Raw genomic sequence first — 23,769 nt, 5'->3', positions numbered from 1 at the left:
CCCGGACGTTTAGCGCCGCAATGTTGCGTTCCTGTGACATGCGCCTCGTGCCTAGCGGACGACGATGTTCTGCGCGCTCTTGACGATCTCTTCCTGCGAGACCTTGCCGGGGATGGCCAGGCCGCGCTGCACGGCGGGGCGGGCGGCGACCTTGTCCATCCAGGCGCCCAGGTGGGGCAGGTCGCGCACCTCCACGCCGGCCCAGCCGTGGATCTTCACCCAGGGATAGGTGGCGATGTCGGCGATGGAATAGTCGCCGGCCAGGTACTCGCTGCGGCCCAGCTGGGTATCCAGCACCTCGTACAGGCGCCGGGTCTCCTTCTGGTAGCGGTCGATCGCGGGCTGGATCTTCTCCGGGAAGTAGCGGAAGAAGACGTTGGCCTGGCCCTGCATGGGGCCGATGCCGCCCATCTGGAACATCAGCCACTGGAGGGCCCGCGAGCGTCCCTGGACGTCGGCCGGCAGGAAGCGGCCGTACTTCTCGGCCAGGTAGATCAGGATGGCGCCCGATTCGAACACCGCGAAGTCGCCGGCCTCGCGATCCACGATGGTGGGGATGCGGCCGTTGGGATTCAGGAGCATGTACTCGGGGCGCTTCTGGTCGCCGCGCGAGATGTCCACCGGGATCACCCGGTACGGCACGCCCAGTTCCTCGAGCATGATCGAAGCCTTGTGGCCGTTGGGAGTGGGGGCCGTATAAAGGTCAATCATTTGTCACAATTCCTGGTCTGTCACAAAGCCCTGTCATGGAACTGCAAAGCAGGATCGGCATGCTTTTGCGGCTTATCACCGAATTTCCGCAAGTTTCCCAGGGAGAAAATCAATGTTGAACGAGCTGCGTATCGGCGTGGTCGCCGTTGCGATGGTGGCCCTCAGCGGCTGCGCTGTCAAAGACGGCTGGAAGGGCGCGTCCGCCGAGAGCGCCTACGACAAGGAGCTCGCCGCCATCCGCCTGGCGGAGGACCTCAACAACGACGACTACTGGGAAATCCAGCGTCCGGAAGAGAACCGCATCTACGTCATCGCCGACCTGAAGAGCTACCAGGTCTGGCTTTCCACCGGCGAAATCCCGCTGGTGTCCTCCAAGATCGGCGTCGGCCCCAACGGCGAGACGCTCAAGCTCGCCCTGGTCAAGGACGAGGCCAAGGCCATGGAGACCAAGGTCGGCTTCAAGGGCGGCGCCGAGCGCATGTACTTCGGCGAGACCAAGGGCCTGGACAAGGGCTTCTACGGCGAGGTCCACAAGGCCGGCACGATCTACGTCTTCAACAAGTGGGCCGAACTGGAGGCCTTCAAGAAGGGCGCTCCGGCCAGCGGCCAGACCCAGTCCGGTGCCGGCCCCAAGGGCGAGACCGTGGTATGGGTGGGCGGCGCGGGCGCCGACGCCGATACCAAGGCCAAGTTCGCCAAGGCCTACGGCAAGTAAGGCGGCGCCAGCCGGTAGCCGGCGGCTTGCAGCAGCGACAAGGCCCGCGAAAGCGGGCCTTGTCATTTCTATGGGGGACTGGACGGCGACGAGCTAGCGACCACCGATTGCCTTGAGCGCCCGGTCCGGAAAGTCCGTGAAGATGCCGTCCACCCCCTGGGCCCTCAGTGCGCGCACGTCGTCCGGGTGGTTCACGGTATAGGCATAGACCTTCAGGCCGCGCGCATGCGCGTCGGTCACCAGCTTGTCGTCGACGAACTCGTCGGAGATGTTGAGGCTGGCTGCGCCCAGTTCCGCCGCCGCACCGGCCCAGTCCAGCGGCACGCCGCAGACCAGGGCGCCCACCGGCACCTCCGGCAGCAGCTGGCGGAACTCCCAGAGTTCCGGCAGGTGGAAGGACGACACCTGCAGCCTTTCCGCCGGCCAGCCGTCCGCCAGGTAGTCGCGCAGCACGCGCGCCACCGCGCTCGCGCAGCCGCCCCAGGTCTTCAGCTCGATGTTCACGCCGACGCGCTGGTCCACCAGGTCCAGCGCCTCCTGCAGCGTGGGAATCTGCTGGCCCTGGCCGGCGTCGAGCCGGCGCAGCTCCTCGAAGGTGTACTCCGCCAGCAGGCCGCGGCCGTTGGTGGTGCGGTCCAGCCGGAGATCGTGCATCAGCAGCAGCTCGTCGCCGAGCTGCTGGACGTCGAGCTCCACCCAGTGGGCCCCGAGCTTGATGCCGATGTCGATCGACAGCAGGGTGTTCTCCGGCGCATGCCCGCGCGCGCCGCGGTGGCCGATCACCAGGAATCCGGAAGCTGCGCCTGCGCTCATGCTCCACCCCCTCGTCTAGAACTCTCCCACCGTCACGATCTTCATGGCATTGGTGCCGCCAGGGCCGGTGAAGTCGCCCTTGGTCATGATCACGCGCTGACCCCGGATGACGCTGCCGCGCTTCTCCATGTGCGCGATGGCCTCCTTCAGCGGCGCCAGCGTGTCGAGCTCGGTCGGCGTGAAGTCCACCGGGAACACGCCGCGGCACAGCGCCATGCGCCGGCGCGTCTTCTCATGGCGGGTCAGGGCGAAGATCGGGATGTTCAGTTCGCTGCGCGACATCATCAGCGCCGTGCTGCCGGACTCGGTCAGCGACAGGATGGCGTCGGCGTGCATGTTGCGCGCGGTCCAGGCGGTGGCCATGGCGATGGCCTCGTCGGTGCGCTCGAAGTGCGCGTCGAACGGGCGGCGGAAGCGGTTCGGCCGGCTGGGCATGGCGCTCTCGGCGCCGATGCAGACGCGCGACATCGCCTCCACCACCTTCACCGGATACTTGCCGCTGGCGGTCTCGGCCGAGAGCATCACCGCGTCGGTGCCGTCCATGACGGCATTGGCCACGTCCAGCACCTCGGCGCGGGTCGGCACCGGGCTGGTGATCATGGACTCCATCATCTGCGTGGCGGTGATCACCATGCGGTTCTGCTCGCGCGCCTCGCGGATGATGCGCTTCTGCCAGCCGGGCAGCTCCGCGTCGCCGATCTCCACGCCCAGGTCGCCACGCGCCACCATCACCACGTCGGAGGCCGCCACCAGCTCCACCAGCTCCGGCAGCGCCTCGGCGCGTTCGATCTTCGCCACCAGGGCGCAGTCGCCCCCGGCTTCCTTCACCAGCTCGCGCGCCTGCAGCATGTCCTGCGCCGAGCGCGGGAACGACACCGCGATGAAGTCCACGCCGATGCCCACCGCATAGCGCAGGTCGGAGCGGTCCTTGTCGGTCAGGGCCTCGGCCGAGAGGCCGCCGCCCTGCTTGTTGATGCCCTTGCGGTTGGACAGCGTGCCGCCGAGCAGCACGGTGGTATCGATGCGGGTCGCGCCCACGGCGTCCACGCGCAGCGAGATGGCGCCGTCGTTGAGCAGCAGCGTATCGCCGGGAACCACGTCGCGCGGCAGGTCGGCGTAGGCGCAGCCGACCACGGTCGCATCGCCGGCCTCCGAGCCCAGGGCCGTGTCCAGGGCGAACTTCTGGCCCTCGGCCAGTTCCACCGGGCCGCCCGCGAAGGATTCGATGCGGATCTTGGGGCCCTGCAGGTCGGCCAGGATGCCCACGTCCAGCCCCAGCTTCGCCGCCGTCTCGCGCACCGCCTGCGCCCGGCGGGCGTGGTCTTCCTGCTTGCCGTGCGAAAAGTTCAGGCGGACCACGTCGACCCCCGCGGCCAGCAGGCGCTGGAGCACCCCGGGCTGGTCGGTGGCGGGGCCGAGGGTGGCGACGATCTTGGTGCGGCGGGCCATGAGTTCTCCGATAATGTCGTCTCCCAGTCTACTCCCCGCACCGCGCCCGGCGCGCCTGCCCCGACGAAACATCACGATCATGACCACGCTCGGCACCCCGCTGTCCCCCAACGCGACCCGCCTGCTGCTGCTGGGTTCCGGCGAGCTCGGCAAGGAAGTGGCGATCGAGGCGCAGCGCCTGGGCGTGGAATGCATCGCCGTGGACCGCTACGCCAATGCCCCGGCCATGCAGGTGGCGCATCGCAGCCATGTCATCCGCATGCTCGACGGCGCCGAGTTGCGCCGCGTGATCGAGTTGGAGAAGCCGCACTTCATCGTGCCGGAGATCGAGGCGATCCATACCCCGACGCTGCTGGAGCTGGAGGCCGAGGGCTACCACGTCGTCCCCACCGCCCGGGCCGCGCGCCTGACCATGGACCGCGAGGGCATCCGCCGCCTGGCCGCCGAGGAACTGGGCCTGCCGACCTCGCCCTACCGCTTCGCCGACCGCTACGAGGACTACGAGGACGCCGTGCGCGCGCTGGGCATGCCCTGCGTGGTCAAGCCGGTGATGTCCTCGTCCGGCAAGGGCCAGAGCGTGGTCAAGGCCGAGGGCGACATCGCCAAGGCCTGGGAATACGCCCAGGCCGGCGGCCGCGCCGGTGCCGGCCGCGTGATCGTCGAAGGCTTCATCGACTTCGACTACGAGATCACCCTGCTGACCGTGCGCCACGTCGGCGGCACGCAGGGCTCCACGGCCGTGAAAACCTCGTACTGCGCGCCGATCGGCCACCTGCAGGTCGACGGCGACTACCGCGAGTCCTGGCAGCCCCATCCCATGAGCCCGGCGGCCCTGGCCAAGGCCCAGGCGGTGGCCGACCAGATCACCGCGGCGCTGGGCGGCCGCGGCCTGTTCGGCGTGGAGCTGTTCGTGCGCGGCGACGAGGTGATCTTCTCCGAGGTCTCGCCGCGCCCCCACGACACCGGCCTGGTGACCCTGATCTCGCAGGACCTGTCGGAGTTCGCCCTGCACCTGCGGGCCATCCTCGGCCTGCCGGTGCCCAACATCCGCGGCCGCGGCCCCGCCGCCTCCTGCGCCCTGCTGCTGGAGGGTGACCGCCCGGCCCCGGCCTTCGCCGGCCTGGCCGCCGCGCTGGCGGAGCCCGACACCCAGTTCCGCCTGTTCGGCAAGCCCGAGATCGCCGGCAAGCGGCGCATGGGCGTGGCCCTGGCGCTGGGCGAGAGCATCGACGAGGCGCGGGCCAAGGCGCGCCGCTCGGCGGCGGCGGTGCAGCTGGCCTAGGTATCTTCCCTGCAGGCTAGCGCTCCCGCAGCAGCGCGCCGGCAATGGAGTAGATCTTCGCCGCCCCCGGCACGGCGTCGGCCGGCGGCGGACGTGTCTCCATGCATTTCTCCAGGCGCAGTTCCGTCTCCAGGCGCTCGACGAAGTCCTTCAGGGTCTCATGCTTGCGCAGTTCCGCCAGGCCGACGTTGATCTTCAGCGGCCCGCCCGGGAAATCCTGCATGCGGCGCCCGAACTCGCGCCGCAGGTTTTCCAGGTACTCCGCGGCCTGGTTGTGCTCGCTGAACATCACCGCCAGGAACTGATCCTCCTGCCAGCGGCCCAGCCAGTCGCTCTTGCGCTTGAGCCACTGGCGCAGGAAGGTTCCCAGGCCGCGGATCGCCTGGTCGCCGGCGTCCATCCCGCCCTGCTCGTTGACCCGGGAGATGTGCTCCGGATCGACCAGGGCCACGGTCAGGCGCGCCCCGGTGCGCTCGGCGACGTGCACCGCCAGGCGCAGGTACTCGGCGGCGAAACGCCGGTTGGGCAGGCCGGTCAGGGCATCGTCCAGGCTCAGGGCCTGCAGGCTCTGGCCCTGGGAGACCTCCGCCTCCAGTGCCCGGCGCACTTCCCGCAGCAGCTCGCCCATGTCGCCGCCGAGGTCGGTCGGCAAGGGCTGGACCCGGCCCTCGGCGGCCCGGAGCCGCAGGGCGGCCTGCGCCATGCGCAGGGGGGCCAGGAGCTGCTGCACCCCCCATAGAGCCAGGCCGGTCCCGGTCAGCACCCCCAGCAGGACCAGGCTGGCCCGGGGCGCCCCGGGCACCAGCAGGCCTGCCAGCAGGGCCAGCAGCGGCAACAGGCCGGCCAGGCCCACCAGGGCGGAAAGCTGGGCCTCCAGCTGCCGGAAGGGCAGCCAGCGGGCCAGGCGGCGGTAGGGGGCGAGGGTAACGGGGGCAGGCTTCATCGGCGGACTCCGCGCGGGCCGGCACGGCCCCGCATGGCTGGAAAATAGCCAGCCCGGCCCCCTTTTGGGGCGGCCGGCGGGCCAAAGGGCGCCGGGGGCCGATAAAAGCCGTTCATGCAGCGTCACGGGCTCTCGCGTACAATTCGCGACCTTTTTTGCGCACCGCAGCAATCGGACCCCAGCCCCGTGAGCATCCAGAACCTCCGCAACATCGCCATCATCGCGCACGTCGACCATGGCAAGACCACCCTCGTCGACAAGCTCCTGCGCCAGTCGCAGACCCTCGATGCCCGCGAACAGCTCGGCGAGCGCGTCATGGACTCCAACGACCTGGAGCGCGAGCGCGGCATCACGATCCTGGCCAAGAACACGGCGATCCGCTGGACCGACAAGCGCAACGGCACCGAGTACCGCATCAACATCGTCGACACCCCGGGCCACGCCGACTTCGGCGGCGAGGTCGAGCGCGTGCTGTCCATGGTGGACTCGGTGCTGCTGCTGGTGGACTCGGTCGACGGCCCCATGCCGCAGACCCGCTTCGTCACGCAGAAGGCCTTCAACATGGGCCTGAAGCCGATCGTGGTGCTGAACAAGATCGACCGCCCCGGCGCGCGTCCGGACTGGGTCGTGGACCAGGTGTTCGAGCTGTTCGACCGCCTCGGCGCCACCGACGAGCAGCTGGACTTCCCCTTCATCTACGCCTCGGGCCTCAACGGCTATGCCGGCAACTCGCCGGACATCCGCGAGGGCGACATGACGCCGCTGTTCGAGACCATCGTCGACAAGGTGCCGGTACCCGACGTGCACCCGGACGAGCCGTTCCAGATGCAGATCACCTCGCTGGCCTACTCGACCTACGTCGGCGTGATCGGCACCGGCCGCGTCAAGCGCGGCCGCGTCAAGGCCAACCAGCAGGTCACCGTGGTCGGCCGTGACGGCTCCACCCGCAACGGCCGCGTGCTGCAGGTGCTGGGCTTCATGGGCCTGGACAAGCACGAAGTGCCCGAGGCCGAGGCCGGCGACATCATCGCCATCACCGGCGTGGAAGACCTGGGCATCTCCGAGACCGTCTGCGATCCCAAGACCCCGGAGGCGCTGCCGACCCTGCAGGTCGACGAGCCGACCATGAGCATGATGTTCGAGGTCAACAAGTCGCCGTTCGCGGGCAAGGAAGGCAAGTTCGTCACCAGCCGCCAGATCAGCGACCGCCTGCAGCGCGAGCTGCGCACCAACGTTGCGCTGCGTGTCGAGCCGGGCGACAGCCCCGACCAGTTCCGCGTCTCCGGCCGCGGCCTGCTGCACCTGGGCATCCTGCTCGAGAACATGCGCCGCGAAGGCTACGAAGTGGCCGTGTCGCGTCCGCAGGTGATCCTCAAGGAGATCGACGGCGAGATCTGCGAGCCCTACGAAACCCTGGTGGCCGACGTGGAAGAAGCCAACCAGGGCGGCGTGATCCAGGGCCTGGCCGAACGCGGCGGCAAGATGAACAACATGGTGCCCGACGGCAAGGGCCGGGTGCGCCTGGAATACATGATCCCCTCGCGCGGCCTGATCGGCTTCCAGACCCAGTTCATGACCATGACCTCGGGCACCGGCCTGCTGTTCCACAACTTCGACCATTTCGGCCCGAAGACGGAGTCCAGCGACATCGGCCAGCGCCACAACGGCGTGATGATCTCCAACGACCAGGGCAAGGTCCCGGCCTACGCGCTGTTCAACCTGCAGGAGCGCGGCAAGATGATCTCCTCGCCGGGCGACGAGGTGTACGAAGGCCAGATCGTCGGCATCCATTCGCGCGACAACGACCTGGTCGTGAACGTGCTGCGCGAGAAGAAGCTGACCAACATGCGCGCCTCCGGCTCGGATGAAAACGTCATCCTGACGCCGCCGGTGAAGATGTCGCTGGAGCAGGCCCTGGAGTTCATCAACACCGACGAACTGGTGGAGCTGACGCCGCAGTCGATTCGTGTCCGCAAGAAGTTCCTCAAGGAGCACGAGCGCAAGCGCGCCGACAAGGACGAGTAAGCCCGCCCTGTTCGCGAAGAAGCCCCGCATCGCGGGGCTTCTTTCGTTTCTGCGGTCGTCTGCCTAGAACCTCCAGCGCATCCGCAGCTGCGGCACCCGCTCGTCCAGCCTGTCCCCCAGGTTCTCGCGATCCTCGCGCGAGGTGCCCTTGAGGTCGTGGATCCAGGGCGTGTACTCCACGTACAGCTCGGCGCTGCCGTGGCTGTCCAGCCAGCGGTCCACGTCCAGGCGCAGCTGCGGCGTCAGCAGCATGCGGCGGCCGTCGCTGTCGTCGGCCGGCGCCAGCGACAGGCCCAGGGCCCAGAGGGGGTGCTCGCCCTGGCGGCGGCTGGACAGGCCGTCCGGCGTGAAGGCGTAGCGCGCGCCTTCGCCGCGGCGGCGCTTGGAGGTGGAGACGCTGGCCTGCAGCAGGCCGGCGCCCGGCAGCTGCAGGTCCAGGCCGGCGCCGTAGCGCCAGCGGCGCAGCAGGTCCTCGGTATCGGTGCGGGCGTCGAAGCGCAGGCGCATGCGGTGGCTGGCGTACTGATCGCCGTTCCATTCGGCCAGGCGGAAGCCGGCTTCCAGGGGCGCGGAGCCGGCGCCGCCGGTCCAGCCGCTGCTGAGCCGGGGCGTCTCGGGCGCGCAGCCCAGCCAGCGGAAGCCTTCCTCTCCCAGGCAGTCCGCCGCCGCCGGTCCGCAGCACCCCAGCATCACCAAACCCGCAAGCCCCTTGCCGCACCGCTTCATGACGCCCCCCGATTGCTCAGGCATCTATCGTCAGTCTTCGGCAAAACCCCGTGGGAAAGTTGACCGTTCGCGCGCCGCGGATGACCGTTCGGGTGGTCGGGAAACTGCGCTCCGACAGCCCCTACGGAAAAGCCCCGCCGGAGCGGGGCTTTTTCCTACAGCGATCCTGCCGGGCCGGATCAGGCGGCGGCCTGGGCAGCCTGCAGGCTCAGCAGGCGCAGGCGGCGGTGCTGCTGGTGCAGGGAGTCCTCCAGCGCGCGGATGCGGGCGCGGGCCTCGCTGTTCTCCCACTGCTCGGCCAGCTGGCGCTTGGCGGCCTCCAGCTTCTCCTGCTGCAGCTTGGCCCACTCCGAGGCGATCTCGGCGTAGTGCTTCAGCTCCTGCTCCAGCAGGGTCTGCAGCGCGGCCAGGCGGCCCGGCTGCGCCTCGGGCTGGGCCTTGGCCAGCTGCTCCTGCGCGCGCTCGAGCTGGCGCTGCACCATCTGGCGGCGGATGACGAATTCCGGCACGCGCTTGAGGTTGTAGGCCAGGCCGATGCGGGCCGCGCCGGCGATCATCCACTTGGTGGGGTCCCACTGCCACCAGCGGATGCCGTTGCGGTAGTCCCACTGAAAGATGTGGTGGTAGTTGTGGTAGCCCTCGCCGTAGGTGAACAGGGCCAGCACGTCGTTGTCGCGGGCGCTGTTCTCGGTGGTGTAGGGCTGGCGGCCCCAATAGTGGGCCAGCGAGTTGATGAAGAAGGTGAAGTGCTGGCTCAGCACCAGGCGCAGCAGGCCCACCAGCATCAGGAAGCCGCCGACGTCGCCGTAGGCCCAGCCCAGCAGCGCCGGCACGGCGATGTTCATGAACAGCGCGATGCCCAGGTAGTGCTTGTGCTGGAACATCACGATGGGGTCTTCCATCAGGTCGCGCGCGTTCTTGTAGTCGAGCGCGGAGCTGGGGTAGTTCCGCAGCATCCAGCCCATGTGGGAGAACCACAGGCCGCGCTCGGCGGAGTAGGGATCGCGGTCGCGGTGATCCACTTCCTTGTGGTGGATGCGGTGCATCGAGGCCCAGATCAGGATGCTGTTCTGCAGCGACATGGCGCCCAGCAGCATGTAGACGATCTTCAGGCTCCAGTGGGCCTGGTAGGCGCGGTGCGCCCACAGCCGGTGGTAGCCGCCGGTGATCGACATGCCGGTGCCGTACATGAAGACCACGAACCACACCCAGGCGGCCGTGCTGAAGTCGTGCGTCCAGGCATACCAGGGGAACACCGTGAGCATGCCCAGCGTGGTCAGGCTGAACAGGATGACGGCCGGCCAGTTGAGCGGCGCGCGCTCCCAGGCGGAATCCGAAACGGATGACATACAGCGATTCTCCAGAAAGACGTTGCGGCACTGACCGGCCGCTCGCAGGGCTTCAGGCGCCATGCATGAACCCCGGGGGGGCACGGCATCACTATACACTTGTACAGAAACGTCGTGGCGGTTTCATGACGCAATCTCCCGCCCCTTGCAGGGTGCAGCAAATCCCGGGCCGCGCTACTCCGGCAGGGGCATCACCCAGGCCTCGGCGGCATCGAGCTGGCGGCCCCGCAGCTCGGCCAGGGCGGCCCGGGCCTGGGCCAGCTCGGCGTAGTCGCCCACCGTCAGGCGGTAGCGCACCCCGGAGGGGGTGTCGGAGCGGCGCACCTGCGGCGTTTCGCCCTGGCCGAGCCAGCTGCGCACCGCGTTCTCCGCGGCGGCCGGATCGGGAAAGGAGGCGAGCACCAGGGTCCAGCGCGGACCGGCCACCGCGGCCGGCAGCGGATCCCCGGGCAGGGGCAGGGGCGCGCCGGGGTCGGCCGGCGGCAGCGCCTCGGCCGGCGGCTCCGGGGTCTGCTCGGCCAGCGCCCGGGCGTTGATGTCGTCGGCGAAGGCGGTGCGCAGCAGCTTTCTCGGCAGCGCTTCGCCGCCGTCGCCCCGCACCGGCAGGCGGCCCGCCAGGCCGAACAGCAGGCAGCTGCCCGGCTCGTCCAGGCGCTCGCCGCCGGTATCGGTGACGATCTCCACCGCGCCCGACAGCAGGCAGACGTTCTCGCCGCGGGCGGTCAGTTCGGTCCAGGCCTCGCCGCCGAACACGCGCAGGCGCAGGCGGCCGACGTTGAGGCGGTAGTCCTGGGGCGGCCGGCCTGAGCGGCCCCGGGCGTCCAGGCGCAGGGCCCCGCGTTCCAGGATCAGCTTGGCGACACCGCCGTTGCCGGGCCCGGGCGGCTCGACGCTGTGCAGGCGCAGCGTGCTGTCGCCGCCCAGCCGCAGGGCGCCGCCGCCGTAGAGCTGCAGGGCCACGCGGCCCTGCGGGCCGGTGACGATGCGGTCTTCCGGCCGCAGCGCTATCCGGCTGCGCAGTTCCAGGATGTCGTCGCCGCGCCGCAATTCCGCCGTGGGGGCGACGCGCGAAACCGCCAGCGGCAGCGGGGGCTGCGCCTGCGCCGCTGCGGCGGCGGCCAGCAGCGTCCAGCCGGCCATCGACGGAATTGACTTTTTAATAAATTCCAAAATCATTTTAAAACAAATAATCACAATCGCCCGATCACGCCGGAGCAGTGTACGCCGCCTTTCGCCCGTGCTTCGCATGCTAGGATGGCGCCGCGGTTTTTTCCTTCAAGATCGATCGACCGCCTCCCACATGCCCGAAGATTCCCAAGGCCCCAAACGCGGGTCTGAAAGCGTCGTTACGTTCCCGGCCACCCCGCGCAGAGCACTGCCGTGAGCGGCATCGTCGTCGTGGACCAGCGCTCCGACTGGCCGGCGAACATCCCGGGCATCGAGGTGGTGACGGCCTGGGACTACCTGACCGACGAGTCGATGACGCGCGCCAAGCGTTCGCGCATCTACAACCTCTGCCGGTCCTTCAGCTACCAGACCACCGGCTACTACGTGTCGCTGCTGGCCAGTGCGCGCGGTCACAAGCCGCTGCCGGAGATCACCACGATCCAGGACCTGAAGCTGGCGGAAAGCCCGTCGGTGATCAACGACGAGATCGAGGAACTGATCCAGCAATCGCTGGCGCGCATCGGTTCGGGCGAGTACATCCTCAACGTCTACTTCGGCCGTTCCATCGCCAAGCGCCACGAGCGCCTGGCGCGGGCGCTGTTCAACCTGTTCCCGGCGCCACTGGTGCAGGCCCGCTTCATCTACCGCGGTGACGAGTGGCGCGTGGAAACCCTGGGGCCGATCGCACTGGGCGAGGTGCCGGCCGCGCATCACGAGTTCCTCTACGAGGCGGCGCGCGACTACTTCTTCATGAAGCGCCGCCACCCGCGCACCAAGCGCGATTCGGCGCGCTACGACCTGGCGATCCTGGTCAACGAGGACGAGAAGGAGCCGCCGTCCAACGCCCGTGCGCTCAAGGCCTTCGAGAAGGCGGCCGAGGAGCAGGGCTTCGACGTCGAGTTCATCGACAAGAGCGACTACGGACACGTCGCCGAGTTCGACGCCCTGTTCATCCGCGAGACCACCGCGGTCAACCACCACACCTACCGCTTCGCCCGCCGCGGCGTGCGTGAAGGACTGATCGTGGTGGACGACCCGGTGTCGATCCTGCGCGCCGCCAACAAGGTGTTCCTGGCGCAGCTGATGGAACGCCACCGCATCCCGCAGCCCAAGACCGTGCTGATCCACCGCGGCAACATCGCCACGGCGGCGCGGGAGCTGGGTTTCCCCTGCGTGCTCAAGCAGCCCGACTCGCAGTTCTCCAAGGGCGTCATCAAGGTGGAGAGCGAGGCCGAGCTCAAGCGCCAGACGCGCGACATGCTGGAACGTTCCGACCTGGTGATCGGGCAGTCCTTCGAGCCCACCGAGTACGACTGGCGCGTCGGCGTGCTCGACGGCCAGCCGCTCTATGCCTGCCGCTACTACATGGCGGAGGGCCACTGGCAGGTGGTCAAGCGCAACGACAAGGGCGCCAAGCAGGAAGGCAACCACGAGACGGTGGACGTCAAGGACGTGCCGGCCCAGGTGCTGAAGATCGCGGTGGATGCCGCCCGCGCCGTGGGCAACGGCCTCTACGGCGTCGACCTCAAGCAGTTCGGCAAGGTGGTCAAGGTCATCGAGGTCAACGACAACCCCAACATCGACTTCGGCGTGGAGGACCTGGTGCTGAAGGAACTGCTGTACCGCCGCATCATGGAATTCTTCGTCCGCCGGCTGGAATCGCGGGCGCGCGACGCGGTGCGCTGATGCAGGTCCGCCGCGCCGGTCCCGCCGACCTGCCGGCCCTGCTCGCCCTGGAGCAGAATTTCCCTGGCGACCGCATGTCGGCACGCTCGATGCGCCGGCTGCTGGCCGCGGACAGCGCCGCCATCTGGGTGGCGCGCTCGGGGGGGCTCACCCTCGGCTCTCTGGTGCTGCTGACGCGCCGCAACAGCGCCGTGGCGCGGATCTATTCGGTGGTGGTGGACCCCGCCGCCCGCGGCCAGGGGATCGCCGGCCGGCTGGTCAACGCCGCCGAGCGGCACGCACGGCTTGGTAAAAAGGCACTAATGTCCCTGGAAGTGCGTGCGGACAATGCCCCGGCACGGGCACTCTATCGCCGCCTCGGCTACGCCGAGACGGCGGTGTTGCGCGCATACTACGAGGATGGAGCGGACGGCCTGCGCTTGCGCAGGCCGCTGTCGGGCTGAGCGAACCGGCCCGGCCGCCGTCTGGAACGAGCGCTGCTTCTGCACTATCGTTCGCCACGCGAAGAATTTTCGAGGAGTTCTCAATAATGAAGATCAAAACCTGCATCGCCCTGGCGCTGACGCTGGTGGCCTTGCCGGCCGCCGCCAAGGTCAGCCAGGCCGAGGCCGACAAGCTCAAGTCGACCCTGACGCCGATGGGCGGCGAGCGGGGCGCGAACAAGGACGGCAGCATCCCGGCCTGGGACGGCGGCTACACCCAGACCCCGTCCTGCTACCAGGGCGAGGGCAAGCGCCTCTGCGATCCCTTCCCCAGCGACAAGCCGCTGTACACCATCACCGGCAAGAACTTCGCGCAGTACAAGGACAAGCTCAGCGCCGGCCAGCAGGCGATGTTCGCCAAGTACGGCGACAGCTACAAGCTGAACGTCTACCCGACGCGCCGCACCGCGGCCTATCCGGACTTCGTCAACGAAGCCACCTACCAGAACGCGCTGAAGGGTGACCTGGGCGGCGGCGGCGAGGCCCTGGTCAACACCATCACCGGCATTCCCTTCCCGATTCCCAAGAGCGGCGTCGAGCCGGTCTGGAACCACAAGGTGCGCTACCGTGGCCCGGGCGGCCGTCGCTGGAACAACCAGGCGGCCGTCACCACCAGCGGCGACTTCAACCTGGTGAAGATCCGCGAGGACGTGCGCTTCACCTACAGCCAGAAGGGCGCCACGCCGGACTCGCTGCAGAACGTCATCATCTACTTCCTGCAGGTGGTGGCCCAGCCGCCGCGCCTGGCGGGCCAGATCACCCTGGTCCACGAGACCATGGACCAGGTCAAGGAACCGCGCCGCGCCTGGCAGTACAACCCCGGCCAGCGCCGCCTGCGTCGCGCCCCGAACGTCGGCTACGACAACCCGGGCACGGGTGCCGACAACCTGCGCACCAACGACCAGACCGACACCTTCAACGGCGCCACGGACCGCTACACCTGGAAGATCGTCGGCAAGAAGGAGATGATCATCCCGTACAACTCCTATGTCGTTCACAGCGACAAGTACAAGTACAAGGACATCATCAAGCGCAACCACATCAACCAGGACCTGCCGCGCTACGAGCTGCACCGCGTCTGGGTGGTGGAGGGCACGCTCAAGCCGGGCACCTCGCATGTCTACGCCAAGCGCGTGTTCTTCCTGGACGAGGACAGCTGGCAGATCTCGCTGGTGGACATCTACGACCGCCGCGGCGAGCTGTGGCGCTGGCAGGAAGCCCACCCGGTGCAGGCCTACAACAAGACCTTCCAGTCGTCGGTCATGGAAACCATCTACGACCTGCAGAGCGGCCGCTACCTGGTCCAGGCGATGAACAACGAGGACGAAGAGGCCTACGAGCAGGTCTTCGATCCTTCCTACTTCGACCCGGCCAACGTGCAGCGCCAGGCCACCAAGTAAGGCGGTCCCGCCACCAGGAAAACGCCGCCTCCGGGCGGCGTTTTCTTTTGTGTCCGGATTGGCTCTAAGCTGTGGCCATGAAGAAACACGCCCTGCTGCTGTCCCTGCTCCTTGCGCTGCCCGGCCTGGCCGGTGCCGAGATCTACCGTTCCGTGGACTCCCAGGGGCGGGTGACCTACAGCCAGACCCCGCCCGCCGGCCGCGCGGCCGACAAGGTGACGCCGCGGGTGTCGCCGGCCAACCCGGCCGAGGCCGATGCCCTGCAGCGGCAGCTGGAGGCGCTGGACAAGGAGCGCGGCGAGGCGGCGAAGAAGGAGGCCGAAGGCGAGGCCAAGGCCGCCGAACGGGTCAAGGCCTGCGCCGAGGCGCGGGCAAGGCTGGTCCTGCTGGCCCAGAGCCCGCCCAACCGCCTGATGTCGCGCGACGACCAGGGCAACATGGTGCGCTGGACCCCGCAGAAGCACGACGAGCAGCGCCGGCAGGCCGAGGAACTGGCCGCTTCCAGCTGCGACTGAGCAGCGGGCGCGGCGCCCGCCGGCGCAGGCGGCTTCGGCCAAGAAAAAGGCCGGCTTGCGCCGGCCTTTCTGCTGCGGGGAACCGGGTGGTTCCCTTACTTCTTCTCTTCGCCGACCGACAGCAGCTCGACCTCGAACACCAGGGTCTCGTTGGGGCCGATCTTCACGCCGGCGCCGCGCTCGCCGTAGCCGAGCGCCGAGGGGATGTAGAACTTGTACTTGGAGCCCGGCGTCATCAGCTGCACGCCCTCGGTCCAGCCCGGGATCACGTTGGCCAGCGGGAAGGTGACCGGCTGGTTGCGCGAGTAGGAGCTGTCGAACTCCTCGCCGTTCAGCAGCGTGCCCTTGTAGTGCACGGTGACGGTGTCGGAGGCCTTCGGCTTGGTGCCCTTGCCCTCGGTGATGACTTCGTACTGCAGGCCCGAGGCGGTGGTCTTCACGCCCGCCTTCTTGCCATTCTCGGCCAGGAACTTCTCGCCGGCGGCCTTGGCGGTCTCCGACTGCTTGGTGCGCTCGGCGACCTGCTTCTCCTGGAGCTTCTTGGCGACGTTCATCTTCACTTCTTCGCGCTGCTTCTCGTCGAGCTTGATGCCCGGCAGCTTCTCGGCCTCGGCCAGGGCTTCCTTCAGCTTGGCGTCGTCCGGCTTGGCGGCCAGGGCCTTCTTGGCTTCCTCGACCTTGGCGGCGGCCTTGGCGGCGTCATCCAGGCCCGCCTTCAGCGCCTCGATGTCCACGTCCTCGCGCACCGGGGCCAGGGAGCGGCCCAGGTCCACGCCGATCGAGTAGCCGAACTTCTGGGCGTCGGTCTGGAGATCGCCCGACGGGGCGGCGCTGCCGCCCTCGGCGCCGCCTTCCTTCTTGGCGCAGCCAACGAACAGGCTGGACGCGACGACGGCGGCCAGAACCAGCATTTTCTTCTGCATAGGAATCTCGTAGGTATGAAAAAAGGGGGCGAAGCCCCCGGGCGACCCGGATTATAGCGAGTCCTTCCCGGGCGTCTAACGGCCGTTCCGAAGGGGCCTCGGGAGGCCTCCAGGCCCCTATCAGACAGGGTTTGGCGGGGTCGGTTCCTTGGCCTCGGGGGTGGCCGTTTCGGCCATCTTCCGGCGCGACAGCAGCTGCAGCAGCATCTGCCGGGTCTCGTCGGACAGCATCTCCAGCGAGCGTTCGGACATGCGCTCGATGCGGGCATCCACGGCCAGCGAGCGGTCGCCGGTTTCCACCACCAGGCCGACCTCGATCAGGGTGTTGAGGTAGCCGCGGAACAGGGCCTTGTCGAAGAACTCCGGAGCATCGCGGCCGGTGAGGATCGCCATGCGCTCGGCGATCAGGCGGCAGTCTTCCTCGAAGCGCTCGCGCTTGAGCGACTGCTGCGTGCGGCGCTCCTCGGCCAGCAGCAGCGCGGTGATGCAGTAGCGCTCCAGCGTCTCGCCCATCACGCGGCCCAGCATGGCCAGCGTGGAGAAGGCCGGGCTGGTCACGTCCGGCCGCTGCAGGCGGTCGCCGCTGCGGTTCAGCAGCCCCAGCTGCAGCATCACCTCCAGCCAGTGGCGCGTCACCGACTCCACCTCCTCCGGCTGCCAGCGCAGGAAGAACTCGGTGCGCAGGAACGGATACAGCGCGCGCACGCCGAGCACGATGGCCTCCTCGGTCAGCAGCATGCGCGTGCGGAACTGGTTGGCGATCATCGAGGGGATCGCGAACAGGTGCTGGATGTTGTTGCGGTTGTAGGTCAGCGCGACGGCATCGTTGTCGGTGATGGCGTGCAGGTCGCCCCACTTGTGCGGCACGCGCAGGATGCGTGCGATCGGCGCGCTCAGCTCCACGATGGTCTTGGGCGCGGTCTCGGGAATGTAGAGGTTGCCGGCATCGGGGCTGCCCTTGAGCAGCCAGACCAGGTGGCCGATCTGCTCGACGAACTCGTCCTCCGACACCGCGCGCTGCGGCGAGGCCAGCAGCGCCACCGCCGCCAGGCCCACCGGGTTGGCCACGGCATTGGCGTTGATGTCGCGCATGTGCTGCAGCGCCAGCTGGCCGACGAAGGCCTTGTACTGCGGCGGCAGCTCGTCCTTGTCGGCGGCGAAGGTTTCGCGCCAGCCGGGCAGGTGCTTGTCGGCATGGTCCTGCAGCACCGTGGGCTCGCCGAAGCTGATGTAGGCCTTGCCGTAGGACTTGCCCAGGATCTTGCCGGCCTTGAGCAGGCCTTCGGCGGACTCCTTCTGCTTCTTGGCGCCCTTGAGTTCCTTGGCGTAGCTGGCCACCTCCCAGCACTTGTCGTAGCCGATGAACACCGGCACCAGCGCCACCTTGCGCGTGCGCTGCTTCAGGCCCGCCTCCACCACCATCGACAGCATGCCGGTCTTGGGTGCCAGCAGGCGGCCGGTGCGGCTGCGGCCGCCCTCGGGGAAGAACTCGATGGCGTAGCCGCGCTGGATCAGCGAGTCCACGTAGGCGCGGAACACCGCGCTGTAGATGTAGTCGCCGGCGAAGCTGCGGCGCAGGTAGAACGCGCCGGCTCCGCGCAGCAGGCCGCCCACCGGCCAGAAGTTGAGGTTGACGCCGGCCGCGATGTGCGGCGGCACAAGGCCCGCGTGGTACAGCGTGTACGACACCAGCAGGTAGTCCGCGTGCGAGCGGTGCGAGGGCATGTAGACGATCTCGTAGCCCTGCTGCGCCCACTCGCGCAAGCGCTCCAGGCCGCGCACGTCGATGCTGCTGAAGACGCGCTTGAACAGGATCGCGCCGAGGAAGCGCTCCAGGAAGACGATGACGTTGTTGGTGTAGTCCGCCGCGATCTCGTCGGCGCACTTGCGTGCGTGCGCCAGCGCCTTCTCGCGCGTCATCGAGCCGCCCTTGGTCGCCGCCTCCACCGCTTCCAGCACGTTCTGCTTCTGCAGCAGGCCGTTGATGACGACATGGCGCGCCAGCAGCGTCGGCCCCAGCGCAGCGGTGCGCGCGCGCAGGAAGTGGAAGTGCAGCGTGCGGGTCAGCTTGCGGATCGCCCGGGTGGCATCGGGTTCGCGGCTGACGAACTCGCGGAACGCCAGAGGCAGGCCGAAGTTGGCGAACACGCTGCGGCCGTTGGCGAGCATGATGAAGAACTTGCGCACCATGCCGGCCTGCACGCTGTCGGCGAACAGCAGCTCGAACCAGCTCTTCTCGCGGCCCGGATCGCGTCCCCAGAACACCGACACCGGTACCAGCTGCGCGTCGAAGTCCTGCGTGGCGATGCCGGTCTCGATCAGGCGCGTCAGCTCGGTGGGACGCATGCGCGTCTCCAGCAGGGCCGGCAGGTAGACCACGCCCGCCTTCTCGATGGTGGGGAAATTGGAGCCGGTGCGGTTGGGCCGCGGCAGCACCAGGTCCTTGCAGATGCGGTCCAGCACGAACAGGTCGGCCCAGGAGCGCGTCGCCAGGATGTAGACCACCGGCCGGGTCGGGTCCAGCTTCAGGCTTTCGCGCAGCGCCGCCGGCGTGGTGGTGTAGTGGATGTACCGGTTGAACGGCCGGAAAATCCAGTAGGCGAGCAGGAACATCAGTTTGTACAGCAGTGCTCGCATGGCCCCGGGTATCCTGTATGAAGCTGGTTATGCCTATAGGTTAGCGACAAATCGGGTCATGGACACTACTACGAACGGCGCTTTGCCCCCCCTGGCGCAGGTACAGGCTTCCCGTCAACGCCTGCAGCGCCTGTCGCGCCTGCTGGACGAGGCCATCCGCATTCCCGGCCTGGGCTGGAAGGTCGGCGTCGACTCCCTGGTCGGCCTGGTGCCGGTGCTGGGCGACATCCTGGGGCTGGCGCTGTCCGGCTTCGTGGTCTACGAAGGCGTCAAGGTCGGTGCGCCCCGGCCGCTGCTGCTGAAGATGACCGGGTTCGCCGCGCTGGACGCACTGGCCGGGCTGGTGCCGCTGCTGGGCGACGTCTTCGACTTCGCCTTCAAGGCCAACCGCATCAACGCACGGCTGCTGGAGGAATACCTGCAGGAGCAGGAGCGGCGCCACGGCATCGTCGTGGCCGGCCCCGGACAGCGCCGCATGGGCGTGGCGGTGCTGGTGCTGGGCATCGCCGCCATCGCCGGGCTGGCGATCTGGGCGGCACGGCACTTCTTCTGACGAATCATCGGGCGGGCAGGTCAACGGACGCGGGAGCGGCTGACAGCCGCTCCCGCGGGTTTGGCGGTCGCTATACCCTTATCGCCGCCCAGCTGCGCTCCTGCCAGGCCAGGGTGAAGATCAGCGCCTGCAGCAGGCGGTAGCCGCCCATCGCCAGCCACAGCGCCACCAGGCCGTGGCCCAGCACCGGACCCAGCAGCCAGGCCAGCGGCAGGAACAGCAGCCACTGCAGGCCCACCGCCACCTTCATCACCAGCTTCGCCGCACCGGCCCCGAGCAGCGCCTGCATCATGATCAGGCCCAGGCCGTCGAGCGCGACCGTGGCGCCGACCAGCTGCAGCGGCAGCCGGCCCAGTTCCACCAGCGCCGGATCGCGCAGGAAGAACGACAGAATCGGTCCCGGCAGCAGCAGCATCGGGATCGACAGCGCCGCGAACACCCACAGCGCCACCCGGTAGGTATCCCAGGCCCAGCGCTGCGCGTCGTCGGGATCGCCGCGGCCGAGTGCCTGGGCGCAGAGCGTGGCGGCGGCCAGGCCGAAGCCCATCGCCGGCAGCACCGCCGTCAGGGTGATGTTGATCAGCACGTTGGCCACCGCCAGCTGCGGCGTGCCGATCTTGCCGACGATCCAGAACAGCATCAGGAAGCCGCCGGAGAACAGCAGCTGCTGGATGCAGGACGGGATGCTCAGGCGCACCAGGCTGCGGAACTGCTCGGGCGTCGGCCGGCGCCTCAGGAAGCCGTGAGGCCTGGCGTGGCGCGAGGCCAGGAAGAAGTAGATGCCGGTGCCGGCCAGCGTCGCCAGCGTGGTGCCCAGGCCGGCGCCCGCCGTGCCCATCGCCGGCAGGCCGAAGTGCCCGTAGATCAGCGAATAGCTGAACAGCACGTTGAGCGCATGCATCTCCACCAGCGTCAGCAGGTAGAGCCGCGTCATCTTCACCGCGCTCCAGTAGCCGCGGAACGCGAAGTTCATGCCCACGGCCGCCACCGCCACCAGGCGCCACTGCAGGTAGGGCGTGCCTTCGCGCACCACGTCGGGGTCCGTGGTCAGCGCACCGAGGATCTGCGGCGTCAATGCGATCAGGATCGCCGACATCGGCACGCCGATCGCCAGCGACAGCAGCAGGCCGCCGTTGAGCGGCACCGCCAGCTCCGAGGTGCTGCCCTCGCCGGCGCGCCGTGCCGCGATGGCCTGCACCGCGCTGGCGAAGCCCATGATGAAGGCGAAGGCGATGAAGTTGACGAAGTTGGCGATGCCGGTGGCCGCCAGCGCATCGGGCCCCAGGCCGCCCACCATCCAGGTGTCGGCCAGGTTCAGCAGGTTCTGCGAGGCCATGCCGCCGATGATCGGCAGCGCCAGCTGCAGCACCTCGCGCGAGCGCGTGCGCGCCATCAGCCGGCCTTGATCGCGTGGGTCATGCGGCTCCCCCGACCGTCGGACCGCTACTTCTGCTGCGCCGTGTTGACGATGGCCGCCGCCAGCTGGAAGGGCTTGTCGCCCAGCCGCTGCGCCAGGCCGGGCGGCAGGTGACGCTTGTCGATCTGCAGCAGCGACACCTGGGCGAAGCCGTCGGCCGCCTGGCCGCTCCAGGTTTCCGCCACCGGCTGGTCCCCGGCGCGGCGCGGCTGGATGCCCAGCGCCGCCAGCTTGTCGCTCTGCGGGATCAGTTCGCCCGCGCCGGCGTCGAGCGAGGCGGTGGAGGCCTGCACCTCGATGAAGGTGTTGAAGTCGTTGTTGAGCAGCGGCTCGGCGAAGGTGCGTACCGCCGGCAGGTTCAGCACGCGGTTGGCGGTGCGCTGCACCAGCGAGCCGGTGCGCTCCGCCAGCGTCAGCGCGCGGCTGTCGGACAGCGCCACCGGCGCGCCCAGCGCCGGCTTCAGCGCCGAGGCCAGATTGGTCTGGATGCGGGCGCGCAGGCGCAGGCGTTCGCCGTCGGCATGCGGTTCGGTGGTGACCTGCACGTCGATCTGCCACAGCGGCGCGCCCGAGGGACCCACGGGGATCGCGGCCGAGAAGGCGGCCAGCTCGGGTTCGCCTTCCGGCAGCGGGGTCCCCCGCAGTTGCCGGATCGCGGCCACGCCGCGGCGGATTTGAGAGATGATGCCCATGAGACCACCCATTGTTCAGCTATGCGCGAATGTTACCGCTTCATCGTGTCCGGCCGCGTGCAAGGCGTGTTCTTCCGCCAGAGCACCGCCGACAAGGCCAACAGCCTGGGTCTGGACGGCTGGGTCCGCAACCTGCCCGATGGCCGGGTCGAGGGTATGGCAGCGGGCACTCCGGGCGCATTGGCCGAGTTGCGCGGCTGGCTGGACGAGGGGCCACCGGCGGCCAGGGTGGAGGGGGTGGAGTGGGTCGCAGCGGGTGAGCTGCACGGAACCGGGTTCGAGGTGAAACGGTAGGGAATGGAGACGAAGTGCGGGGCGGCGCAAGTCGCGATCTCTTGCTCCTGAACTCAAGAGATCGCGACTTGCGTCGCTCCCGCTACGGCGGTCCGCGGTGGCGCCACAGGGCGGGACGTGTTTGCCACGGCCGAAGGCGCCTACTTTTGGTCCCGCCCTACTGGAACATTGAGGGTGCAGAGGGAGAAGGCCAGATTGTTGGCCAGTCCGTTCGGCCCTCCATGGCCGCCCGTGATTCGCCGCAGGCGATGACGATGACATCGAGTCATCGCCAAAGCGCGGCGAATCACCCGCCCGCCATCTCGAACGCCCGCTGGTAGATGAACTCGAACGAGAAGCTGCGCGAGTGCGCCTTGGACTCGACGTAGTCGGCCATGCGCGACAGGCGCTTGGGCAGTTGCATCACCTTGTCCTGCGCGGCGCGGCCCATCGCGGAGAGGCCGTCCATCTTGTCGATGGCCCAGTGCTTGACCAGGTCCTCCACCAGCCTCAGGTACTCGCGCGGGCCGTAGATGCCGGCGCGGCGCTCCACCTCGGACATCTGGGCGAAGCCGGCGATGTTGTGGCCGGGCATGGCCAGCGCCGGGGCCACGGCCGCCAGGGCGTGCAGGGCGCGGTTGCTGTCCAGCTTCATCACGGCGGAGAAGGAGTCGCGGTAGAACACATAGTGGCGCGACTCGTCGGCGCAGATGTGCGCCAGGATCTTCTGCAGCTTGGGCTCGTAGTTGCCCGCCAGGCGGCCGGCGTTGGCGTGCGAGGTCTGCGTCGCCTTCTCCTGCAGGCTGGTGTAGGCCAGCAGGCGATAGGGGTCGTCCTTCCAGTCCGGGTTGAAGCCGGACTCGATGTACTGGAACTGCATCTCCTCCAGCGCCTTCATGTTGAAGACCCGGGCGTCGCGCACGTAGTCGCGCAGCACGCAGCCGTGGCGGTCTTCCTCGGCGGTCCAGAGGTTGTTCCACTCGGCCCAGGCGCCGTCGTGGCCCATGTACACGGCCACCAGGCGGTGGAAATGCGGCAGGCCTTCCTCGGTCAGCAGGTTCAGGGCGATGGCCACGCGCACGCCGTCGGGCAGGCCGCGGGCGCGCTCGCGCAGGGCACGGAGCTCTTCCTCGTGGTTGGGCTCGGACTGCTCGTCGGCCGGCAGCAGGTCGCTGGGCATCCACAGCTTGCGGCTGTCGCGGTGCTTCTGCATCAGCTCGCGTACCGTCGGCTCGAGCGACTGCAGCACTTCGCGCTGGGCAGGCAGGTCGGGGTTGATTCCGTTCAGCATGGCGTCTTGACCGTTAGCAATACAATGACTTGGCGTGAGGGACGGGCATCGTTGCCGCAGCAACCGTCATGCCGTCCATACGCAGTTTAGCCCGGTTCGGATCAGCCTATACAACTGTCCTTTAAATGACCCGGGGTCTAGTTCTGACGCCGGATCAGGTCCAGGAATTCCTGGCGCGTGCGGTGATCCTCGCGGAACCGGCCCAGCATGAAGGACGTCACCATGCTGGAATTCTGCTTCTGTACGCCCCGCATCATGGCGCAGAGATGTTTCGCTTCAATGACCACGCCCACGCCCTTGGCGTCGATCGTGTCCTGCAGGCACTGACCGATCTGCTGGGTCAGGTTTTCCTGGATCTGCAGGCGCCGGGCGAACATGTCGACGATGCGCGGGATCTTGGACAGGCCGATCACCTTGCCGTTCGGCAGGTAGGCGACATGGGCGCGGCCGATGAAGGGCAGCATGTGGTGCTCGCACATCGAGTACAGCTCGATGTCCTTGACGATCACCATCTCGTCGTTGTGCGACTCGAACACCGCGCCATTGACGATCTCGCCGACGTCCTGCTCGTAGCCCTGGGTCAGGAACTCCATGGCCCTGGCGGCGCGATGGGGGGTGCGCAGCAGGCCTTCGCGCTCGGGGTTTTCGCCGATGGCTTCGATGATCGCCCGGAATTGTTCTTCCATGCCGTTGTTCTCCTTCATATTCGGGGGATTATCC

Annotated in this window: 22 protein-coding genes; 9 read left to right on the top strand and 13 right to left on the bottom strand. The window is 68.4% G+C overall.

What is annotated here, in order from left to right:
* Window positions 1–51: 51 nt before the first annotated feature.
* Window positions 52–711 (bottom strand): glutathione S-transferase family protein, encoded by a 660-nt coding sequence (locus C3942_RS04115; protein WP_104229096.1) that lies wholly within the window; start codon window positions 709–711, stop codon window positions 52–54.
* A gap of 112 nt (window positions 712–823) precedes the next feature.
* Between C3942_RS04115 and C3942_RS04110 the strand changes: the two genes are divergently transcribed.
* Window positions 824–1,426, top strand: a complete 603-nt coding sequence (locus C3942_RS04110) for a hypothetical protein (RefSeq protein WP_104229095.1) — start codon at window positions 824–826, stop codon at window positions 1,424–1,426.
* A gap of 93 nt (window positions 1,427–1,519) precedes the next feature.
* On the opposite strand, the gene C3942_RS04105 is transcribed toward C3942_RS04110, so the two are convergent.
* Both C3942_RS04105 and pyk read right to left on the bottom strand, forming a co-directional pair.
* On the bottom strand, window positions 1,520–2,239 hold the full coding sequence (locus tag C3942_RS04105; RefSeq protein ID WP_104229094.1) for a glycerophosphodiester phosphodiesterase: 720 nt from the start codon (window positions 2,237–2,239) through the stop codon (window positions 1,520–1,522).
* 15 nt (window positions 2,240–2,254) lie between these two features.
* Window positions 2,255–3,688, bottom strand: a complete 1,434-nt coding sequence (pyk, locus tag C3942_RS04100; RefSeq protein WP_104229093.1) for a pyruvate kinase — start codon at window positions 3,686–3,688, stop codon at window positions 2,255–2,257.
* 79 nt (window positions 3,689–3,767) lie between these two features.
* Here pyk and purT point away from each other — a divergent pair, with 79 nt between their 5' ends.
* Window positions 3,768–4,970 carry a formate-dependent phosphoribosylglycinamide formyltransferase gene (gene purT, locus C3942_RS04095; RefSeq protein ID WP_104229092.1) on the top strand — a complete coding sequence of 401 codons (1,203 nt, stop codon included), beginning with the start codon at window positions 3,768–3,770 and terminating at the stop codon, window positions 4,968–4,970.
* Window positions 4,971–4,986: 16 nt separating this feature from the next.
* Here purT and C3942_RS04090 read toward each other — a convergent pair whose 3' ends face one another.
* Window positions 4,987–5,913 (bottom strand): GGDEF domain-containing protein, encoded by a 927-nt coding sequence (locus C3942_RS04090; protein WP_104229091.1) that lies wholly within the window; start codon window positions 5,911–5,913, stop codon window positions 4,987–4,989.
* A gap of 186 nt (window positions 5,914–6,099) precedes the next feature.
* Between C3942_RS04090 and typA the strand changes: the two genes are divergently transcribed.
* Window positions 6,100–7,938: a translational GTPase TypA gene (typA, locus tag C3942_RS04085; RefSeq protein ID WP_207765968.1), complete on the top strand. Its 1,839-nt coding sequence runs from the start codon at window positions 6,100–6,102 to the stop codon at window positions 7,936–7,938.
* A gap of 63 nt (window positions 7,939–8,001) precedes the next feature.
* Here typA and C3942_RS04080 read toward each other — a convergent pair whose 3' ends face one another.
* The 3 genes from C3942_RS04080 to C3942_RS04070 all read right to left on the bottom strand — a co-directional run bounded on the left by C3942_RS04080 (window position 8,002) and on the right by C3942_RS04070 (window position 11,153).
* Window positions 8,002–8,664 (bottom strand): hypothetical protein, encoded by a 663-nt coding sequence (locus C3942_RS04080; protein WP_133164228.1) that lies wholly within the window; start codon window positions 8,662–8,664, stop codon window positions 8,002–8,004.
* A gap of 179 nt (window positions 8,665–8,843) precedes the next feature.
* Window positions 8,844–10,013 (bottom strand): acyl-CoA desaturase, encoded by a 1,170-nt coding sequence (locus C3942_RS04075; RefSeq protein ID WP_104229089.1) that lies wholly within the window; start codon window positions 10,011–10,013, stop codon window positions 8,844–8,846.
* A gap of 174 nt (window positions 10,014–10,187) precedes the next feature.
* Window positions 10,188–11,153: an SPOR domain-containing protein gene (locus C3942_RS04070; RefSeq protein ID WP_165797312.1), complete on the bottom strand. Its 966-nt coding sequence runs from the start codon at window positions 11,151–11,153 to the stop codon at window positions 10,188–10,190.
* Between the two features lie 240 nt (window positions 11,154–11,393).
* Here C3942_RS04070 and C3942_RS04065 point away from each other — a divergent pair, with 240 nt between their 5' ends.
* The 4 genes from C3942_RS04065 (at window position 11,394) to C3942_RS04050 (ending at window position 15,263) form a co-directional block, all read left to right on the top strand.
* Window positions 11,394–12,866 (top strand): RimK family ATP-grasp domain-containing protein, encoded by a 1,473-nt coding sequence (locus C3942_RS04065; protein WP_104229087.1) that lies wholly within the window; start codon window positions 11,394–11,396, stop codon window positions 12,864–12,866.
* A complete protein-coding gene (locus C3942_RS04060) occupies window positions 12,866–13,309 on the top strand; it encodes a GNAT family N-acetyltransferase (RefSeq protein WP_104229086.1) in 444 nt (147 codons plus the stop codon). Before C3942_RS04065 ends, C3942_RS04060 begins: the two co-directional genes overlap by 1 nt.
* Before the next feature lie 86 nt (window positions 13,310–13,395).
* Window positions 13,396–14,748 carry a DUF1329 domain-containing protein gene (locus C3942_RS04055; RefSeq protein WP_104229085.1) on the top strand — a complete coding sequence of 451 codons (1,353 nt, stop codon included), beginning with the start codon at window positions 13,396–13,398 and terminating at the stop codon, window positions 14,746–14,748.
* A 77-nt stretch (window positions 14,749–14,825) separates the two neighbouring features.
* Window positions 14,826–15,263: a DUF4124 domain-containing protein gene (locus tag C3942_RS04050; protein WP_104229084.1), complete on the top strand. Its 438-nt coding sequence runs from the start codon at window positions 14,826–14,828 to the stop codon at window positions 15,261–15,263.
* Window positions 15,264–15,358: 95 nt separating this feature from the next.
* Here the strand turns inward: C3942_RS04050 and bamJ are convergent, their stop codons facing one another.
* Both bamJ and plsB read right to left on the bottom strand, forming a co-directional pair.
* Window positions 15,359–16,186, bottom strand: a complete 828-nt coding sequence (gene bamJ / locus C3942_RS04045) for a BamJ family beta-barrel-assembly machinery protein (RefSeq protein WP_243393510.1) — start codon at window positions 16,184–16,186, stop codon at window positions 15,359–15,361.
* Window positions 16,187–16,306: 120 nt separating this feature from the next.
* Window positions 16,307–18,823 (bottom strand): glycerol-3-phosphate 1-O-acyltransferase PlsB, encoded by a 2,517-nt coding sequence (plsB, locus tag C3942_RS04040; RefSeq protein WP_104229083.1) that lies wholly within the window; start codon window positions 18,821–18,823, stop codon window positions 16,307–16,309.
* 58 nt (window positions 18,824–18,881) lie between these two features.
* Here plsB and C3942_RS04035 point away from each other — a divergent pair, with 58 nt between their 5' ends.
* On the top strand, window positions 18,882–19,376 hold the full coding sequence (locus C3942_RS04035; RefSeq protein ID WP_165797311.1) for a DUF4112 domain-containing protein: 495 nt from the start codon (window positions 18,882–18,884) through the stop codon (window positions 19,374–19,376).
* 70 nt (window positions 19,377–19,446) lie between these two features.
* Here the strand turns inward: C3942_RS04035 and C3942_RS04030 are convergent, their stop codons facing one another.
* Both C3942_RS04030 and C3942_RS04025 read right to left on the bottom strand, forming a co-directional pair.
* Entirely contained in the window at window positions 19,447–20,769 is a 1,323-nt protein-coding gene (locus C3942_RS04030) for an MATE family efflux transporter (protein ID WP_104229081.1), read from the bottom strand.
* Window positions 20,770–20,819: 50 nt separating this feature from the next.
* Window positions 20,820–21,485, bottom strand: coding sequence for a hypothetical protein (locus C3942_RS04025; RefSeq protein WP_104229080.1), 666 nt, complete (start codon window positions 21,483–21,485; stop codon window positions 20,820–20,822).
* Window positions 21,486–21,506: 21 nt separating this feature from the next.
* On the opposite strand from C3942_RS04025, the gene C3942_RS04020 reads away from it, so the two are divergent.
* Complete coding sequence (locus C3942_RS04020) at window positions 21,507–21,779, top strand: acylphosphatase (protein WP_104229079.1); 273 nt, start codon at window positions 21,507–21,509, stop codon at window positions 21,777–21,779.
* A 286-nt stretch (window positions 21,780–22,065) separates the two neighbouring features.
* On the opposite strand, the gene C3942_RS04015 is transcribed toward C3942_RS04020, so the two are convergent.
* Both C3942_RS04015 and folE read right to left on the bottom strand, forming a co-directional pair.
* Window positions 22,066–23,049, bottom strand: a complete 984-nt coding sequence (locus tag C3942_RS04015; RefSeq protein ID WP_104229078.1) for an acyl-ACP desaturase — start codon at window positions 23,047–23,049, stop codon at window positions 22,066–22,068.
* A gap of 137 nt (window positions 23,050–23,186) precedes the next feature.
* A complete protein-coding gene (gene folE, locus C3942_RS04010; protein ID WP_104229077.1) occupies window positions 23,187–23,753 on the bottom strand; it encodes a GTP cyclohydrolase I FolE in 567 nt (188 codons plus the stop codon).
* Between the last annotated feature and the right edge of the window lie 16 nt (window positions 23,754–23,769).

It is taken from the genome of Solimonas fluminis (assembly GCF_002930645.1).
Classification (GTDB): Bacteria; Pseudomonadota; Gammaproteobacteria; order Nevskiales; family Nevskiaceae; genus Solimonas_A; species Solimonas_A fluminis.
The sequence above is the reverse complement of the archived record's forward strand: the minus strand, read 5'-3'. Positions and strand labels throughout refer to the sequence as shown.